Source organism: Thalassospira sp. ABD4_177 (assembly GCF_056160125.1).
This window is the reverse complement of the sequence record NZ_JBSWWO010000002.1, coordinates 564,615-580,058: the sequence shown is the minus strand read 5'-3', so window position 1 is coordinate 580,058 and position 15,444 is coordinate 564,615. Positions and strand designations below refer to the sequence as shown.

At 54.3% G+C, this 15,444-nt stretch carries 18 protein-coding genes; 12 read left to right on the top strand and 6 right to left on the bottom strand.

Going from position 1 to position 15,444, the window contains the following annotated elements:
• The first annotated feature begins 857 nt into the window (after nt 1-857).
• From ACXAF0_RS15495 to ACXAF0_RS15475, 5 genes are all read left to right on the top strand, one after another.
• Nucleotides 858-2,021 (top strand): Re/Si-specific NAD(P)(+) transhydrogenase subunit alpha, encoded by a 1,164-nt coding sequence (locus ACXAF0_RS15495; RefSeq protein ID WP_475346745.1) that lies wholly within the window; start codon nt 858-860, stop codon nt 2,019-2,021.
• Nucleotides 2,014-2,445 carry an NAD(P) transhydrogenase subunit alpha part 2 gene (locus ACXAF0_RS15490; RefSeq protein WP_008891680.1) on the top strand — a complete coding sequence of 144 codons (432 nt, stop codon included), beginning with the start codon at nt 2,014-2,016 and terminating at the stop codon, nt 2,443-2,445. The genes ACXAF0_RS15495 and ACXAF0_RS15490 overlap by 8 nt, the downstream gene beginning before the upstream one ends.
• Nucleotides 2,446-2,457: 12 nt before the next feature.
• A complete protein-coding gene (locus ACXAF0_RS15485) occupies nt 2,458-3,855 on the top strand; it encodes an NAD(P)(+) transhydrogenase (Re/Si-specific) subunit beta (RefSeq protein ID WP_475346744.1) in 1,398 nt (465 codons plus the stop codon).
• A 132-nt stretch (nt 3,856-3,987) separates the two neighbouring features.
• Nucleotides 3,988-4,722: a hypothetical protein gene (locus ACXAF0_RS15480; protein ID WP_475346743.1), complete on the top strand. Its 735-nt coding sequence runs from the start codon at nt 3,988-3,990 to the stop codon at nt 4,720-4,722.
• A gap of 15 nt (nt 4,723-4,737) precedes the next feature.
• The gene (locus ACXAF0_RS15475; RefSeq protein ID WP_475346742.1) at nt 4,738-5,325 is read left to right on the top strand and encodes a hypothetical protein; all 588 of its coding nucleotides are present in this window, start codon (nt 4,738-4,740) and stop codon (nt 5,323-5,325) included.
• Between the two features lie 129 nt (nt 5,326-5,454).
• Here ACXAF0_RS15475 and rpsU read toward each other — a convergent pair whose 3' ends face one another.
• A complete protein-coding gene (gene rpsU / locus ACXAF0_RS15470) occupies nt 5,455-5,658 on the bottom strand; it encodes a 30S ribosomal protein S21 (RefSeq protein WP_008891676.1) in 204 nt (67 codons plus the stop codon).
• Nucleotides 5,659-6,018: 360 nt separating this feature from the next.
• Between rpsU and ACXAF0_RS15465 the strand changes: the two genes are divergently transcribed.
• From ACXAF0_RS15465 to ACXAF0_RS15450, 4 genes are read left to right on the top strand one after another with little or no spacing between them, the layout of a single operon-like run.
• Nucleotides 6,019-6,444 (top strand): hypothetical protein, encoded by a 426-nt coding sequence (locus tag ACXAF0_RS15465; protein WP_475346741.1) that lies wholly within the window; start codon nt 6,019-6,021, stop codon nt 6,442-6,444.
• The gene (locus ACXAF0_RS15460; RefSeq protein ID WP_475346740.1) at nt 6,437-7,669 is read left to right on the top strand and encodes an HlyD family secretion protein; all 1,233 of its coding nucleotides are present in this window, start codon (nt 6,437-6,439) and stop codon (nt 7,667-7,669) included. The genes ACXAF0_RS15465 and ACXAF0_RS15460 overlap by 8 nt, the downstream gene beginning before the upstream one ends.
• Nucleotides 7,670-7,722: 53 nt before the next feature.
• On the top strand, nt 7,723-8,307 hold the full coding sequence (def, locus tag ACXAF0_RS15455) for a peptide deformylase (RefSeq protein WP_475346739.1): 585 nt from the start codon (nt 7,723-7,725) through the stop codon (nt 8,305-8,307).
• Complete coding sequence (locus ACXAF0_RS15450; RefSeq protein WP_475346738.1) at nt 8,308-9,003, top strand: COQ9 family protein; 696 nt, start codon at nt 8,308-8,310, stop codon at nt 9,001-9,003. It abuts the gene before it with no gap.
• 110 nt (nt 9,004-9,113) lie between these two features.
• On the opposite strand, the gene ACXAF0_RS15445 is transcribed toward ACXAF0_RS15450, so the two are convergent.
• From ACXAF0_RS15445 to purE, 3 genes are all read right to left on the bottom strand, one after another.
• On the bottom strand, nt 9,114-9,794 hold the full coding sequence (locus ACXAF0_RS15445) for a thermonuclease family protein (RefSeq protein ID WP_475346737.1): 681 nt from the start codon (nt 9,792-9,794) through the stop codon (nt 9,114-9,116).
• A gap of 179 nt (nt 9,795-9,973) precedes the next feature.
• Nucleotides 9,974-11,062, bottom strand: a complete 1,089-nt coding sequence (locus ACXAF0_RS15440; RefSeq protein ID WP_475346736.1) for a 5-(carboxyamino)imidazole ribonucleotide synthase — start codon at nt 11,060-11,062, stop codon at nt 9,974-9,976.
• A 113-nt stretch (nt 11,063-11,175) separates the two neighbouring features.
• Nucleotides 11,176-11,676 (bottom strand): 5-(carboxyamino)imidazole ribonucleotide mutase, encoded by a 501-nt coding sequence (purE, locus tag ACXAF0_RS15435; protein WP_475346735.1) that lies wholly within the window; start codon nt 11,674-11,676, stop codon nt 11,176-11,178.
• 260 nt (nt 11,677-11,936) lie between these two features.
• Here purE and ACXAF0_RS15430 point away from each other — a divergent pair, with 260 nt between their 5' ends.
• Nucleotides 11,937-12,773, top strand: a complete 837-nt coding sequence (locus ACXAF0_RS15430) for a GGDEF domain-containing protein (protein ID WP_475346734.1) — start codon at nt 11,937-11,939, stop codon at nt 12,771-12,773.
• A gap of 123 nt (nt 12,774-12,896) precedes the next feature.
• Here ACXAF0_RS15430 and ACXAF0_RS15425 read toward each other — a convergent pair whose 3' ends face one another.
• A complete protein-coding gene (locus ACXAF0_RS15425) occupies nt 12,897-13,103 on the bottom strand; it encodes a YdcH family protein (RefSeq protein ID WP_475346733.1) in 207 nt (68 codons plus the stop codon).
• 120 nt (nt 13,104-13,223) lie between these two features.
• Here ACXAF0_RS15425 and ACXAF0_RS15420 point away from each other — a divergent pair, with 120 nt between their 5' ends.
• Both ACXAF0_RS15420 and ACXAF0_RS15415 read left to right on the top strand, forming a co-directional pair.
• Nucleotides 13,224-14,330 (top strand): ATP-dependent 6-phosphofructokinase, encoded by a 1,107-nt coding sequence (locus ACXAF0_RS15420; protein ID WP_475346732.1) that lies wholly within the window; start codon nt 13,224-13,226, stop codon nt 14,328-14,330.
• A 28-nt stretch (nt 14,331-14,358) separates the two neighbouring features.
• Nucleotides 14,359-14,823, top strand: coding sequence for a TIGR02444 family protein (locus tag ACXAF0_RS15415; protein ID WP_475346731.1), 465 nt, complete (start codon nt 14,359-14,361; stop codon nt 14,821-14,823).
• On the opposite strand, the gene ACXAF0_RS15410 is transcribed toward ACXAF0_RS15415, so the two are convergent.
• Nucleotides 14,820-15,443 carry a UbiX family flavin prenyltransferase gene (locus tag ACXAF0_RS15410; RefSeq protein ID WP_475346730.1) on the bottom strand — a complete coding sequence of 208 codons (624 nt, stop codon included), beginning with the start codon at nt 15,441-15,443 and terminating at the stop codon, nt 14,820-14,822. The two genes, ACXAF0_RS15415 and ACXAF0_RS15410, sit on opposite strands and share 4 nt — an antisense overlap.
• Between the last annotated feature and the right edge of the window lies 1 nt (nt 15,444).

The window sequence follows — 15,444 nt, the reverse complement described above, 5'->3', positions numbered from 1 at the left end:
ACTTTAGGGTGTCCTAAATTAACATGCAGACATGGCGGGGTAACCTATGATTGCGTATAGGTGTTGAATATCTACCTATCTGTTTGTGGGGTTTGAGGTGGCCGTGCGAGCTGCAATCTGGTGTCGTGCTAAGAATATCGTTGCGAATCATCACTGTAGTGCATTGCTCACTAACGGGCCCGATTGAATGAATAATAGATGCGTACTTTGAAAAATTCCCAGTTCTTGGCAAAGAATGTTTCAGAGGTTTTTATCTTGATAGAAAACTCTGAAAGGTTGTTCGTTACAGAAATCCAGTTCAGTTATAAGATAATGTTCACTTGCACTTGGACCGAAGGATAAGGGAAACTGCGGGAAGTCATTGATCTTTGGTTCGAAATGGGTGTGACGCAGGGAACTAGGACTTATTCCGTTAAGGAATTTGTATGTGTGGTTTTTCGCTCATTTAATGGGATTTTAAAAATTAATCTATTTTAGGTTAAACTGCTTTTTTGTACGTTTTTGATATTGTGGTTGTCGGTGAGAAATCGCATCTTGCTTTCAACGCAGACATGCAGGGCGTCATTGATTGTTTGTCCTGAGCACCAATGGCGGGTGGGACCTGACATGTCAGCAAGGATTTATGCCTTGTAATGCGTGGTGGGAAAGTGGGCGGTTTCTTCTGCGATTGCTGAAGAACCGCCTTTTTCTTTTTCGGGCCGCTTTAGGTTTAGGTGTTTTGGTCCGAAGAATTGAATTGGACAAGGGTTGCCAGTGATCGGTCCTCAAGGAACGCGAAACGACGTTCTGGAACCGGTTGCTTTGAATGAACACGGATTGTCAAACTGACCAATCAACAGGGAAGGAGGTCAAACGCGATGAAACTGGCCGTTCCAAAGGAAATATGGCCCGGGGAAAAGCGCGTTGCCGTCACACCAGAGACCGTGAAAAAGCTCAAGGCTCTGGGGTTTGACGTTGCAATTGAGGCTGGTGCCGGAACTGACGCCGCCATACCGGATGATCGCTTTGTCGATGCCGGTGCAACCATTGCCAAAACAATGAAAACCACCGTGAAGGATGCCGATGTCATCTTCAAGGTGCGCCCACCTGTCATTGAAGGCAAAACCAACGAATTAACCGCCTATAAAAAAGGGGCTGCGGTCGTGGCCCTGCTTGAGCCGTTCGATCGCAAGGAGCTGATCGAGGCCATGGCAAAGGCCGGTGTTGATGGCTATTCCATGGAGCTGATGCCGCGTATTTCGCGTGCGCAGTCGATGGATGTGCTGTCCTCGCAATCCAACCTGGCGGGCTATCGCGCGGTGCTTGACGCCGCCCATGAATTTGGCCGCATCTATCCGATGATGATGACGGCTGCGGGCACCTTGCCGCCGGCACGTGTTGTTGTTGTCGGGGCTGGTGTTGCCGGTCTTCAGGCGATTGCAACCGCCAAGCGCCTTGGTGCCGTTGTGTCGGCATTTGATGTGCGCCCGGCGGTAAAAGAACAGGTTCAGTCGCTTGGCGGAACTTTTATTGAAGTCGAAGACGACGATGCCTCTGATGCGGAAACATCAGGCGGCTATGCCAAGGAAATGTCGGATGACTACAAGAAAAAGCAGGCCGAAAAGCTTAAAGAGGTTCTGACCAAGACCGACATCGTCATTACCACGGCCCTTATTCCGGGCCGTCCGGCACCGGAAATCGTAACCCGCGATATGGTGGCAGGCATGAAACCGGGATCGGTGATCATTGATTTGGCCGCTGAGCGTGGTGGCAATGTTGCCGGTGTCAAACTTGGTGAAACCGTGATGACCGATAATGGTGTGAAGCTGATCGGTCCGGAGAACATCACCAGTTCCGTCGCGACCGATGCGACGGCGATGTATGCCAAGAACCTTTTGAACTTCATCACCCTTTCTGTTGATGCGGAAAAAGGCGCGCTTTCGTTTGATGGCGAAGACCAGATCATTGCCGAGACGCGCCTGACCCATGAAGGAAAGGTCGTTCATCCGAAATTCGGCGGGGAGGAGGTCGCAAATGGCTGATCAATCCGTAGCCCAGAATGCAAATGAACTCCGCGATGCCGCCCTTGGTCTTGCGGAAAAGGCAGCAAAGCTTGCCGATAGCCTGGCAAGTGGCGCATCTGACGCCGCTGGCACGGCCGCGGTCGCGGTGCAGGGATCAGGCGTTAGCCCGACGGTTCTTGGTCTGACCGTGTTCGTCCTGGCCTGCTTTGTTGGCTATTACGTCGTGTGGAAAGTTACCCCGGCCCTTCATTCACCCTTGATGGCTGTAACCAACGCCATTTCGTCGGTGATTATCGTCGGTGCGCTTCTGGCAGCAGGCCCGGTGGAGATGAACTTCTCCAAGATGATGGGCTTCATTGCGGTGGTGTTGGCATCCGTCAACATTTTCGGCGGCTTTATCGTCGCTCAGCGCATGCTGCATATGTTCAAGAAAAAGAAGTAGGGGGAACACACAATGTCGGAAAACCTGTCGGCTTTCCTGTATCTGGTGGCCTCGGTCTGCTTCATTCTTTCGTTGCGCGGACTTTCGTCACCTGAATCGGCCCGTACCGGGAACATCCTTGGCATGGTGGGTATGGCAATTGCCATCTTTACCACGCTGGCTTCCCCGGCTGTGCTGTCATACACAACCATTATCGTCGGTATCCTGATCGGCGGTGCCATCGGGACGGTCATCGCGCTCAAGATCCAGATGACCGCGCTGCCACAGCTGGTTGCGGCCTTCCACTCGCTTGTCGGTCTGGCGGCGGTGTTTGTTGCCGGGGCTGCCCTTTATTCGCCGGGTGCCTATGGCATCGGTACGGCGGGCAATATCGGTGCGGCCAGCCTGATTGAAATGGGGCTTGGCGTGGCAATTGGTGCCATTACCTTTACCGGTTCGCTGATTGCGTTCGGTAAATTGCAGGGCATCGTTTCGGGAACCCCGGTCCGCTTTAAGGGCCAGCATATGCTCAACCTTGCCATCGGGATTGGCATTGTTGTCTTTGGTATCATCCTTGTGGCAACCGAAAGCCATACGGCCTTCTGGATCCTGGTGGCACTGGCACTTGTTCTGGGCATTACGCTGATCATTCCGATTGGCGGGGCAGACATGCCGGTTGTTGTTTCCATGCTGAACTCGTACTCGGGTTGGGCAGCATGTGGCATCGGCTTTACCCTGCAAAACAACGCGCTGATCATTACCGGTGCGCTTGTTGGTGCGTCGGGGGCGATCCTGTCCTACATCATGTGTAAGGGCATGAACCGCTCGATCTTCAATGTCATCTTTGGTGGCTTTGGGGCCGAGGGCGAAGCAGCCGCCGGTCCGGGCGGCGATGGCGACCGTTCGGTCAAATCCGGTTCGGCCGACGATGCATCCTTCATCATGAAGAATGCATCGAACGTCATCATCGTTCCGGGCTATGGCATGGCCGTCGCACAGGCACAGCATGCCCTGCGTGAAATGGCTGATATCCTCAAAGCAGAGGGTGTCAATGTCCGCTACGCCATCCATCCGGTGGCCGGACGTATGCCGGGTCACATGAACGTGCTTCTGGCGGAGGCCAGCGTGCCTTATGACGACGTGCTGGAAATGGAAGAAATCAACCGTGATTTCGGATCGGCTGACGTGGCCTTCGTGATTGGTGCCAATGACATCACCAACCCGGCCGCCAAAACCGACCCGGCCAGCCCGATCTTCGGTATGCCGATCCTTGAAGTCGAAAAGGCCAAGACGGTCCTGTTCGTCAAACGCGGCATGTCAGCCGGTTACGCTGGCATCCAGAACGAACTGTTCTTCAAGGACAACACCATGATGCTGTTCGGCGATGCCAAAAAGATGTGCGAAGAAATCGTCATGCATCTCGATAACTGATCAGACCATCCGGTTTGAAATGAAGAAGGCGGCTCCGGTGGGGCCGCCTTTTTGCTTTGAACAACTATGAGGACTTCTGCAAAGTCGTGTAGAGTAAAAGCTAAACTTTCTGCCTTTTGATGGAGGTGCGAATTGTATAACGCACTAAAAGTAGCACGCAGTTTAAGGAAAGATGCAGCAGTCATCAGGATTCTAAGGAATAAAGATCACGCTACACAGCTTCTTGATGAGACATTCTGTGTGTCAAGTTCAAACAGGCGAAATGAAAGTGAGGTTGTTTTTGAGAATGCTCGAACAATTGAGCAGAGTGCTCTCCATCGATGTGTTCATTTAATTGATGCAGGAATAGGGCAAATAGCAGACCAAAATCCATATGCACTCGCTTTGATAACTCGTGGGCATATGGAAAGCGTGGCTCAGCTTGGTTACTTTTGTCACCAAGTGAGTGCATTTCTGAGCCAATCTATTCCTCTTGGTGATCTTCGAGATAAGTTATATGCGGGTCTTATGGGATTTGCACACAAGGAAATGCCGGATAGCCCGAAGCCTATTCAAGTGATGAAGTACATGGACAAATCGGATGTCTTCTTTGCGCGACTAACTGAGAGCAAGGAAGCGGGAGGGCTGCGAGATGATTACGAATGGGTATCGAATTACTGTCACCCGAACTTCATGTCATTTCAGTTAATGATGCCAGGTGCAGTTGATGAGGACTACAGTTCAAGCAAAGGTAGAGTTTTGACAAAGGAAAACTCATACCTGATCTCAAGTCTTGCGATATCGACAGACCGCCAGAAACTATTTTCTGAGCGTTTCGTTGATCTTAGAAAACAACTGCAAAATAAGCTCGCTCAGGGAAATTGCTAGTTTTCGGAAGGTCGCATGTTTCGGTTGGTAAGGGTTTCTCTGCTTTTGGTGGTGGTGCTTTCTGTGGCGCTGGTCACGTCCATGGGACTGACGATCCTGACCTATGTCCGGCTGACGGCCGAGGAGCCGATTGCCAAAATGTATTTCGAGCCGCTGGGCGAGGATGTGTTTGAGGCGCATCTGGCGGCGGGTGCCGACGGGGATGTCGGTATCTTTGAGATTTATGGTGATCAGTGGCGGATTGATGCCGAGTTTATCAAGCTCAAGCCTTGGGCCAATGTGATGGGCATGGATGCGCGCTATAAGCTGGTGCGCTTTGAGGGCCGCTATCGCGATATCAATGATGAAAACACGAGGCCCAAGATGGCTTATGATCTGGGGCAGGGTGATGCGCTTGATCTGGTGAACTATCTGGCGGAATGGAATTTCCTGGTCGATGCGGAATATGGCAGTTCGACCTTTACCGATATCAGGCAAGATACGCTTTATACCGTCTATCGCACCCAGTCGGGCATCATTGTGCGGCATGAGCCGATGCCAGACCCGATTGGCTATGAGCCGACGATGCTTGATGACATCAAGGCGTGGGTGTCTGGAAACTGAGTTCACAACAGTCCAGAAAAACCAAACCCGCCCGGATTGCTCCGAGGCGGGTTTGGCGCACGGGTCCGAATTTAGCGAGCTAAATTCGATCGTACAGTCACGTTCGAGATACCCCGAAAGTGAAAAAGACTAGAAGCCTTCGCGCTCGATGCGCTTACGCTCCAGCTTGCGGGCACGACGGATTGCTTCCGCCCCTTCGCGAGCTTTCTTCTCCGACGGCTTTTCAAAGTGGCGACGGAGTTTCATCTCACGGAAAATGCCCTCGCGCTGCATCTTTTTCTTAAGCGCTTTCAGAGCCTGATCGACATTGTTGTCGCGAACGATTACCTGCACGGAAACCACGCTCCTTTCAAAAAAACAAAAACACCCGGAGTGGCGGAATGCCCCCCGGTTGGTTGTACGATCATGAAGACCGTGGGCTGTATATAGTGCAAAGCGGCCAAAAAGAAAAGAGGGAAGAGGATATTCGCCTTTGACGTTTATTTGGCCAGCTGTGACAAACTCTTTGGGCAAGGGCGACCATTTTTCCGTTTTGGTGGCTGTAAAATCAGGCGGCGATCCCTATATCGCAAATTGAACCAAAAGTTGTATAATGCTTTGAGTTAACAGCAGCTATTGCCGGGGTTTTATCAGGCGGACGATCTCAATTTCCCGGTTTTCCGGGCACGATGCAAACAGCTCGGAGGATCGGAGATGGAAGGTGGCTTGCGCGAGACGGCGATTGCACATGCGCCGTTCTTTGTTACTGCACCAGGCGAATCAGATGTTTTATTCACCATTGTTGTCTGGTTCGTGGTGCTGGCCGTATTCGGGGCTGGCGCGCTTTACCTTAGTCTGCATGCCCTGCCTGAACGGATGGCCCATCATGCCAATCATACGCAAATCCAGCTGATCAGCATCCTGACACTGTTGGCACTGTTTACCCATAACAACCTGTTCTGGCTGGCTGCTCTTGTGATTGCGGTCGTTCAGGTGCCTGATTTCTATAGCCCGATCCAATCAATCGCGGAGTCTGTAAAGGCGATGGCGCGCAAGAAGGGCGCAATTGACGACTCGGACGGGCCAAGCAACTCGGTGAACTCGGTGTCGGTGACGCAGGAGGCTTCCAAAGATGTTTGAGCTTCTTCTGTGTTCGATTTTCACCATCCTGCCCGATTATCTGATCCGCCGGTATCGTCAGGGCAAGCGGATCGGCAAGGAAATCACCCTGTTTTCCGTCTGGTACGAGCTGCGTTATGGCATTGTCGGTTGTGCGATCCTGACCATCACCCTGATTGCGGTGATTTTCTATTTCCATCCATCGACCATGAACGTGTCGTCATTCTTCCGGACCGTCACGATCCTGCCGGAAAAAGGCGGGCGCGTGGTTGAGATTTATGTCGAGAATGATCAGGTCGTCGCGGGCGGTGATCAACTGTTTCGCATTGATAACCGGGTCGAGCGCGAAGCGGTCGCCATGGCCGAGCAGCGCATAGCCGAAATCCGCGCCCAGATGGAAGTTTCCCGTGCCGATCTTGCCGTAGCCGAGGGTAATGTCGAACAGGCGCGCGGGTCCTATAATCAGGTGCGTGACGAGCTTGAAGTCAAAGCTGATCTTTTGTCGCGCGGCACCAATGCCGTTTCCCGGCGCGAGGTCGAGCGTCTTGAAGTATCCCTGACAACCCGGCAGGGTGGGCTGAATGCAGCACTTGCCAGCATGACGGTGATTGAAACCAAGCTTCAAAGCCTTCTGCCCGCCCAGCTTGCCAATGCGCAAGCCGCGTTAAGATCCGCCGAGGCGGAGCTTTCCAAAACCGTGGTGCGCGCCGGTGTTGCGGGCAAGATTCAGCAATTTGCCCTGCAAGTCGGGGACTATGTCAGTCCGATCCTGCGTCCGGCCGGCATCCTGATCCCGGAAAAAGAAGGCGAGCCGATCTATTACGCGGGCTTTGCCCAGATCGCGACGCAGGTCGTTAAACCCGGCGTGATTACCGAGGTCACCTGTGCGTCCCTGCCGTTCGAGATCATCCCGATGGTGGTCACAGACGTGCAACCCGTTATTGCTGCCGGTCAGTTCCGGCCAAGTGACCAGTTGCTTGATATCACTGAGCGCGCCAAGCCGGGCACGTTCCTGGCCAAGATGGTGCCGCTGTATCCCGAAACGATCCGGGATGTGCCGCTTGGCAGTAAATGTGTCGCCAATGCCTATACCAACACCCATGATCAACTCGAAGACCCGGAGATCGGTGCGGGCAGATGGCTGTTTTTGCACATGGTGCAAACCGTTGGGGCGGTGCATGCGATCCTGCTGCGTGTGCAGGCATTGGTCTGGCCGATCCAGAGCCTGGTCTTCTCGGGACACTAGGGACAAGGTATTAGGGGCTTTACAGCCGGTCGGTTTTGGTTGGATATAGGGCCATGTCGATCCTTAAAATTGCCCGGATGGGCCACCCGGTTCTGCGCCGCGTTGCGGACCGGGTCGAAGACCCGCTTGATCCCGAAATTCAGCGCTTGATTGCTGATATGAAGGACACCATGAAGGATGCCGGGGGCGTTGGCCTTGCGGCCCCGCAGGTGTTTCAGTCGCTCGCCATCATGGTCTATTACGTGCCAGCCTTGCGCAAAAGCGATGATCCGGACGATGGGGAAGTGCCGCTAAGTGTCCTGATCAACCCGGAAATCGAGCCGATTGGCGATGAAATCGTCGATGGTTGGGAAGGATGTTTGTCCATTCCGGGCCTGCAGGGTGTGGTGCCCCGATGGAACAAAATCCGTTATCGCGGGTTAAATGAAAAGGGCGAAAGCGTGGAGCACACCGCCGGTGGCTTCCATGCGCGCGTTGTGCAGCACGAATATGATCATTTGATCGGGGTGATGTATCCCGAACGTATGGAAGATATGTCGTTGCTCGGTTTTAATGAGGAATTGCGCGAAAACCCGCCCGAGACTACCTTTAGGCAGTCGGTTGCGACCGATGCCGGATCTGATGATGAGGAGGCCTGAATGTCTGTTGCTGAAAGCATGACCCGCCTGCAAGCCCAGCGCGAAGCACTGGTCGAGGCAGCCCTTGAGCATGTGCCGTTTGATGGCTGGACCAAACAGGCCCTGCAGGCTGGTGCAGAGGACCTGGACCTTGCCCCGGGCGAGGTCGACCGACTGCTGCCCAACGGCATTCGTCAGGCCATCGTCACCTATGTCGAGCTGACTGATCGCAAGATGGTCGCTGCCCTTGATGAAATGGGCCTTGAGAACCTTAAAATTCGTGACCGCATTGCGGCGGCGGTCAAGACCCGCCTTGATCTGGTCGAAGACCAGAAGGATACCGTGCGCGCAGCCCTTGCCTATATGACCCTGCCGCAGAATGCCGCCCTTGGTCTGAAACTGACCCATGGCACGGTGGACAAGATGTGGGTCGCTGCCGGTGATACCTCGACCGATCATAACTGGTACACAAAACGCATGCTGCTGGCTGGTGTCTATGGATCAACGCTTGCCTATTGGCTTGATGACACGTCCGAAGGTCATGCTGATAGCTGGGCGTTTCTGGATCGTCGCATTGGCAATGTCCTGCAAATCCCGAAAATCACCGCCAAGATCGGCAAGGCGGGCAAGGTTGCAGCCGCACCCTTCAAGATGGGGGCAAAGATTGCGCGCTGCATGCCAACCCCGAGCCGAATGCGCCGCCAGTTTGGTGGCTGATCGCCAGCAAAGCTGCCACAGTCTGATCAAACAAAAACGCCACCGTGCATGTTGCCGGTGGCGTTTTGAGTTTTGAGGGAAGGAAACTTTTCCGAACACGGTGGTTTTAATCAGAACGTATTGGTCAAAAAGCTCAGCAGGGTCGGGTCTGGTGCATTGGCTTCTTCCAGTTCGGAAGCCAGATCAATCTTGATCGGGTTTTCGACCGGCTTCGGGCCAGCCGCGTCATCAAGCATGTTTTTAAGCGCGTTGCTGTCATCGGCATCCTGCAAGTCCTGCTTGGTCGGTTTGGCGGCAAGGGCAACAAGCTCGGACGGCGGGGTGCCCATCCAGATGCCCTTTTTGTTGTCCTTGGCGAATTGCTGATCGCGCAGGTAGGTGGTGCAGCTCGGATGGCTGTCGCAGCTGACCATATCAACCATCGCCCAACCGGCACGCAGGATCAGACGGTTCAGGTCGTTCTGGCCCATCTGGCATTCGGTCAGCATCGGGAACAGTTGTACGTCCGAGACCTGCTGACATTTGATGGCGTAATTTTCAATGATGCGATCAAGCGCCTGGGCAGCCGCCGCGCCGCACTGGAATTCAACCGATCCGGCCCGGCAGATCATGCCGGGTTTCGGGGCGCGAATACCAAACAGTTCGACAATCATATTGCCAAAGCGAAGCTTGTCGCCTTCGATCACATCGGGGAAGCCAGCTGCACCCGGTACCGCCATGGCGGGGTTGGTGCGACTTTCAATGGCGATCAGGCCAAGGGTCAGTGAAAGAATGATCAGAAGCTTTTTCATCACATGTCATCCGTAAAGAGTTTCCTGTCCTACCAACAGCAAACCGGATGCCAATCGACTGGGCATAAAATGCCAGCCGGATCATCTTTTGTGTAACGCAATGAATCACATACGAAAAAGCCCCGGACACGCATGGCATCCGGGGCGAATACCTGTTTTGGTCTGCACTGGGGGGTGCCTTATTTCGGCAGAACCCAGGTCACATGACCCATCTTGCGGCCGGGCTTTGCTTCGGCCTTGCCATAAAGATGCAGTTTCGCATTTGGCTCGGTCAAAATTGCCTGCCAGTCATTGATGTCATCGCCCAGAAGGTTCTTCATACGCGCCTTGGAATGATGCGCCGGATCGCCCAGCGGCAGGCCGCAAACAGCGCGGATGAACTGTTCGAACTGGCTGGTGACACAGGCATCAATCGTCCAGTGACCGGAATTGTGCGGACGCGGCGCGACTTCATTGACCAGAATGTCACCGTCCGTGGTGACAAACATTTCAACCGCCAGAAGCCCGACAAACTCCATCGCACTGACCAGCTTGATCGCGATGCCTTCGGCCTTTTTGGAAAGATCATCGGCAATTTCAGCCGGGGCCACGGTGACATCAAGAATGTGGTTGGTATGTACATTCTCGACCGGGCAGAAGCAGGCGGTATCGCCTTTAACGCCGCGTGCGACAATCACGGAAATCTCGCGCTCGAACGATATGAAGCCTTCAAGGATGGCTTCTGCCCCGTTCATTTCAGCCCAGGCTTCGGCAAGATCGGTATCGTCGGCAATCTTGACCTGCCCCTTGCCGTCATAGCCCATTTCGGTGGTCTTCAGGACCGACGGGCGGCCAAGCTTGGCAACAGCAGCCTCAAGATCAGCAAGCGATCGGACCGCCTCAAACGGGGCAGTGCCGATGCCATGATCATTGCAAAACGTCTTTTCGCGCAGGCGGTTTTGCGAAATATGCAGGCATTTCCAACCCGGACGGACCGGCACGAGATCAGAAAGCAGTTTGACGCTGTCATGGGGTACGTTTTCAAATTCAAACGTCACCACATCGACATCCGCGGCAAAGGCGCGCAGTGCATCAAGGTCGCTGTAATCGGCAACTGTTGCCTTGGCACAGACCTGTTCGGTCGGACTGTCAGCGCCCGGGCCAAAGACATGCACCTTATAACCAAGCTCTGCGGCACAGAAGGCGGCCATGCGGCCAAGCTGGCCATTGCCCATGATGCCAATGGTGCTGCCCAGGGCGATGATGCGCGTGTCAAAATCCTGCGTCATGTAATCCTCGATCAAAACTCTTCCCGGCGGGAAGGTGTTGCTGCCTTTGTGCGGCAACCGTCCAAATGTCGCTTATAAACAAAAACGCGCCCCGTCGGGCGCGCCTTTTGAAATCAAGGTGCCGGGTCGACCGGCTCTTCGGCAACCGATGCGCTCTGGGCGGCACGCCAGTCATCCAGACGGCTGGCCAAGCCATCATCCATCAGCGCCATGATTTCGGCTGCCATCAGACCGGCATTCTTTGCCCCGGCAGAGCCGATGGCAAGGGTGCCGACCGGAACGCCGCCCGGCATCTGAACGATGGAAAGCAGGCTATCAAGCCCCTTAAGCGCGCGGCTTTGAACCGGAACACCCAAAACCGGAAGCGGCGTCATCGCCGCAGCCATACCCGGCAGGTGGGCGGCACCGCCAGCACCGGCAATAATGACCTTAAGGCCGCGCGACTTTGCCGTTTTGGCATAATCATAAAGGCGATCAGGCGTGCGATGGGCGGAGACGATTTTGGTCTCGTACGCGACGTTCAACGCATCAAGGACATCTGCTGCATTTTTCATGGTTTCCCAGTCCGACTGGCTTCCCATGATAATGCCGATGACCGGGGTTTGATCGCTCATAATGGCGGCTCCGTTTTCGGGCGGTTTCATGAAGGGCCGCATTATATGCAGCAAGCCCCATCATGCAAGCCTGCTTGAGGCATTGTGTAATCGAGAAAAGCCTTGTATATCATGTCGATCTTAATAAGAAATTCCGTAAATACAGACAAATAGCGACCTTCGTCACTCTGGATTGAAAATCTTGGTGAAAGAGTTTCGTTTTTGATCTATTATTTACTATTACCTCATATAACTGTGCAGGTAGCACGGGAAGGTCAGACATGAAAGTCACAAGACCCGGATCAACAACACCCTCGATGGGGGGCGGGGATGGACGATATCCATCAAGCCCTTATGGGATCTTTGCTTATGGCAAGGATGCTGGCCGTCGTCGTGCGCCCGGTCAGGATCATCAGGTCGACATTGATACCAACGAAGTCGCCGACACAGTGGACGAGGCACCCTATCATACCCCCGACATGGCAAATGTTCTGGGCATTCCCGACAATCAGGTAACGCCCGCAGTCGAACAGGCCATTGGTCGTTTGATGGTGCGCATTAACGGCCTGACCGAAAACCTGAGCGACCTGAAACAACGTCAGGCCCATCTGGCCCGCAATGAGGGACGCGATCCCTTTACCGGGGCGATCAGCCGCCCGGCCTTTCTGCAGATCCTTGAAAATGAAATGACCCTGGTCGGCAAGGATCGCACCAGCCGGATGCTTCTGATGTGCGAACTGGCCAATATCGATGATATCCTTCAGCGCTATGGGCAGGACTGCAAGGAAGGCCTGTTCAACTATGTCCGCAAGATCATGGCGGATTTCATCATGTCACCGCACCATCTGGGATATCTCGGCTGCAATGACTTTGCGGCATTGATGTATAATGTCGACGAGGAAGATATCTGGCAGCGCGTTGATGCCATTACCCGCTGGCTTGATCAGCATCCCTATATCCACAATGATCAGCCAATCTCGGTCGTGCCGGTCTTTGGGCTTCATCATGCCCAAAATGGGGATACGCCAAGCTCGGCCCTGAATGCTGCCGATGCAGCCTTGCGTGCGCACAAGGAAATGTATCTTGCACAGCTTGCCCGTATTCCGCAGGGAATCTGACGGGCATCTGATCCTTCCCTTTTGACAACGGCGATCCTGAACTGATCAACGCGTTTCGGGCGATCCGGAATGCGAAAAATTGGCTGTGCGGAAAATGCAGCAAACCGGTATGCTGCTCAGAAATCAGGCGATGATGTCCGGCACCAGCTGCGACTCGACATAAAGAATCTCGTCCTTCAGGGCCAGTTTGCGCTTTTTCATGCGGCCCAGACGCAGTTGGTCATGGTGCGGCGCCTGCACCATTTGTTCGATGGCGACATCCAGATCGCGGTGTTCCTCGCGCAGCGACAGAAGTTTCTTCTCAATCTCGATCTGATTGATTTCGTCCATTCTTGATCCAGCTTAATAACCAATGCGAGGGGAAGTTGATAATACCAGATATCATATTGGCAACCCATATGATTTGTACCACCCTGTAAAACAATATCGACACGATAGGGAAGGAAGCGGATGCGGATCGGAGTTTTGACCAGTGGCGGTGATTGTGCCGGATTGAATGCGGTTATTCTCGCGGTCGTCCGTCGTGCGGTTCTAGGCTATGGGTGGGATGTGGTCGGCATTCGGCAGGGCACGCATGGCCTTATGCAAGACCCGCCCCAGGCGATTGATCTTAATGATCAGGTCAATAATGACGGGATGCTCCGCCTCGGTGGTACGATCCTGGGGACGGTGAACAAGGGCGATCCATTCCATTATCCGATGCCCGATGGCAGTTTTGCCGACCGGTCACACGAGGTGATCGAAGGTTATCACAAGCTTGGCCTTGATGCCCTGATCGGGATTGGCGGTGATGGCAGTATGGCCATCCTGCATCGTCTGGCCAAAATGGGTGGGATCAATCTGGTTGGTATCCCCAAAACAGTAGATAACGACCTTGCCCAGACAGAATATTCCATTGGTTTTACCACGGCTGTGAATGTTGCGACCGATGCGCTTGATCGTTTGCAGCCAACGGCGGCATCCCATGACCGGATCATGATCCTTGAAGTCATGGGCCGGGATGCTGGGCATATTGCGCTATTTGCCGGTGTGGCCGGTGGGGCGGATGTTATCCTGATCCCGGAAATGGACTATGATCTTGATGAACTGGCCCAGCATTGCCTGAACATTCGTAAAAGCGGCCGCAACCATGCCCTTGTCATCGTGGCCGAAGCGGTAAAACGTGACGATGGATCGTCGGTTACGGTGGGCGATGATGGTCAGAAGGTCCGCTATGGCGGGATTGGTCACTGGCTTGCCGATGAACTGGGCGAACGGACCGGCTGGGAAACCCGTGTGACCGTGTTGGGCCATGTTCAGCGTGGTGGCACACCATCGCCGCGTGACCGGGTGATAGCATCGGCCTTTGGTGTGCATGCGGTGGACCTGATTGCGCAGCAGAGCTTTAACCGCGCCTGTGCGTGGCAACAGCGCAAGGTCGTCGATGTCGCCATGGAAGATGTTATTGTCGGTCCGCGACTTGTCGATACCGAAGGCACGATGGTATCTACGGCCAAGGGACTGGGCGCCTATTTGGGACATCCGCCAAAAGTCGCCAGAACGGCCAAAACAGTCTGATATCCAATAATAAACAAGCAGGTTGGGAATGGATCAGGAAGAAGTCTGGGCCTTTACGGTCGGGATGTATGGTCGCGATGGCGTGGCCAAGCTGTGCCTCGATCTTCAGGATCGCTGCGACCTTGATGTGAACATGCTGCTTTTCATGTTCTTTCTCGGTCAGAAGGGCTTGGCACCTATGAGTATTTCGTCGCTCGAGACGGCGGTACGCGATTGGCGCGAAAACGTCATCAAGCCGCTCCGCCACACACGGCGTCATTTGCGCAATGATCCCCGCGCCAGTGCGCAGGACCTGCGTCAAAAGGTCAAATCAGAAGAATTGCTGGCCGAACGCATCGAACAGCATATTCTGTGCGAAGCCGTGCAAGCGGTCCCAAGTGACGATCCGATTGCCGCGGCGCACGCCTATCTGTCACCCAACCGGTTTGCGCTTGATCAGACAGCGTGTGACGAAGCACTTGGCGAGCTGACCCGGTTGATGGGGATCGCTTAGGACGGATCGCGGTTTTTGGGCTTGCCGGTGACCGGGATCGCGTTTGCGGCCTCGCTATCACCCCAGCGGGCGGTTTCGGGCAGATCGATATCAAACAGATCAAGAACCCGCGCACAGCTTTGGGTGACCATTTCATCAAGCGATTGCGGTCGGGCATAGAAGGCCGGGACAGGCGGGGCAATGATTGCGCCGTTTTCTGTCGCCTGTGCCATGTTCCGGATATGGCCGGCATGCAGCGGCGTTTCGCGCGCCATCAGCACCAAACGGCGACGTTCTTTGAGCATGACATCGGCCGCGCGCGCGATCAGATTATCTGCGACTCCGCTTGCGACCTCGGCCAGGGACTTCATCGAGCAAGGGGCAATGACCATCCCGCGTGCACGGAAGGATCCCGATGCAATCGGCGCTCCGATGTCGGCATTGTCATGGACAATGTCTGCCATCTCCTTGATTTCGCGGATTTTAAAATCGGTCTCATAGGCAATCGTGCGCTCGGCTGCTTTCGAAAGAACCAGATGAGTCTCGGTTGGCGCATTTTTCAGCAACTGTAAAAAACGTATGCCGTAAATCACCCCGGACGCGCCGGTTATGCCAATGATAAGTCGATCTTTTTGCGTCATA

Coding starts and splice junctions, on each gene's coding strand:
- ACXAF0_RS15495 (WP_475346745.1), top strand. CDS start 858: ATGAAACTGGCCGTTCCAAAGGAAATATGGCCCGGGGAAAAGCGCGTT.
- ACXAF0_RS15450 (WP_475346738.1), top strand. CDS start 8,308: ATGTCTGTTGCTGAAAGCATGACCCGCCTGCAAGCCCAGCGCGAAGCA.
- ACXAF0_RS15445 (WP_475346737.1), bottom strand. CDS start 9,794: ATGAAAAAGCTTCTGATCATTCTTTCACTGACCCTTGGCCTGATCGCC.
- ACXAF0_RS15440 (WP_475346736.1), bottom strand. CDS start 11,062: ATGACGCAGGATTTTGACACGCGCATCATCGCCCTGGGCAGCACCATT.
- purE (WP_475346735.1), bottom strand. CDS start 11,676: ATGAGCGATCAAACCCCGGTCATCGGCATTATCATGGGAAGCCAGTCG.
- ACXAF0_RS15430 (WP_475346734.1), top strand. CDS start 11,937: ATGAAAGTCACAAGACCCGGATCAACAACACCCTCGATGGGGGGCGGG.
- ACXAF0_RS15420 (WP_475346732.1), top strand. CDS start 13,224: ATGCGGATCGGAGTTTTGACCAGTGGCGGTGATTGTGCCGGATTGAAT.
- ACXAF0_RS15410 (WP_475346730.1), bottom strand. CDS start 15,443: ATGACGCAAAAAGATCGACTTATCATTGGCATAACCGGCGCGTCCGGG.
- def (WP_475346739.1), top strand. CDS start 7,723: ATGTCGATCCTTAAAATTGCCCGGATGGGCCACCCGGTTCTGCGCCGC.
- ACXAF0_RS15425 (WP_475346733.1), bottom strand. CDS start 13,103: ATGGACGAAATCAATCAGATCGAGATTGAGAAGAAACTTCTGTCGCTG.
- ACXAF0_RS15490 (WP_008891680.1), top strand. CDS start 2,014: ATGGCTGATCAATCCGTAGCCCAGAATGCAAATGAACTCCGCGATGCC.
- ACXAF0_RS15475 (WP_475346742.1), top strand. CDS start 4,738: ATGTTTCGGTTGGTAAGGGTTTCTCTGCTTTTGGTGGTGGTGCTTTCT.
- ACXAF0_RS15485 (WP_475346744.1), top strand. CDS start 2,458: ATGTCGGAAAACCTGTCGGCTTTCCTGTATCTGGTGGCCTCGGTCTGC.
- ACXAF0_RS15415 (WP_475346731.1), top strand. CDS start 14,359: ATGGATCAGGAAGAAGTCTGGGCCTTTACGGTCGGGATGTATGGTCGC.
- ACXAF0_RS15460 (WP_475346740.1), top strand. CDS start 6,437: ATGTTTGAGCTTCTTCTGTGTTCGATTTTCACCATCCTGCCCGATTAT.
- ACXAF0_RS15465 (WP_475346741.1), top strand. CDS start 6,019: ATGGAAGGTGGCTTGCGCGAGACGGCGATTGCACATGCGCCGTTCTTT.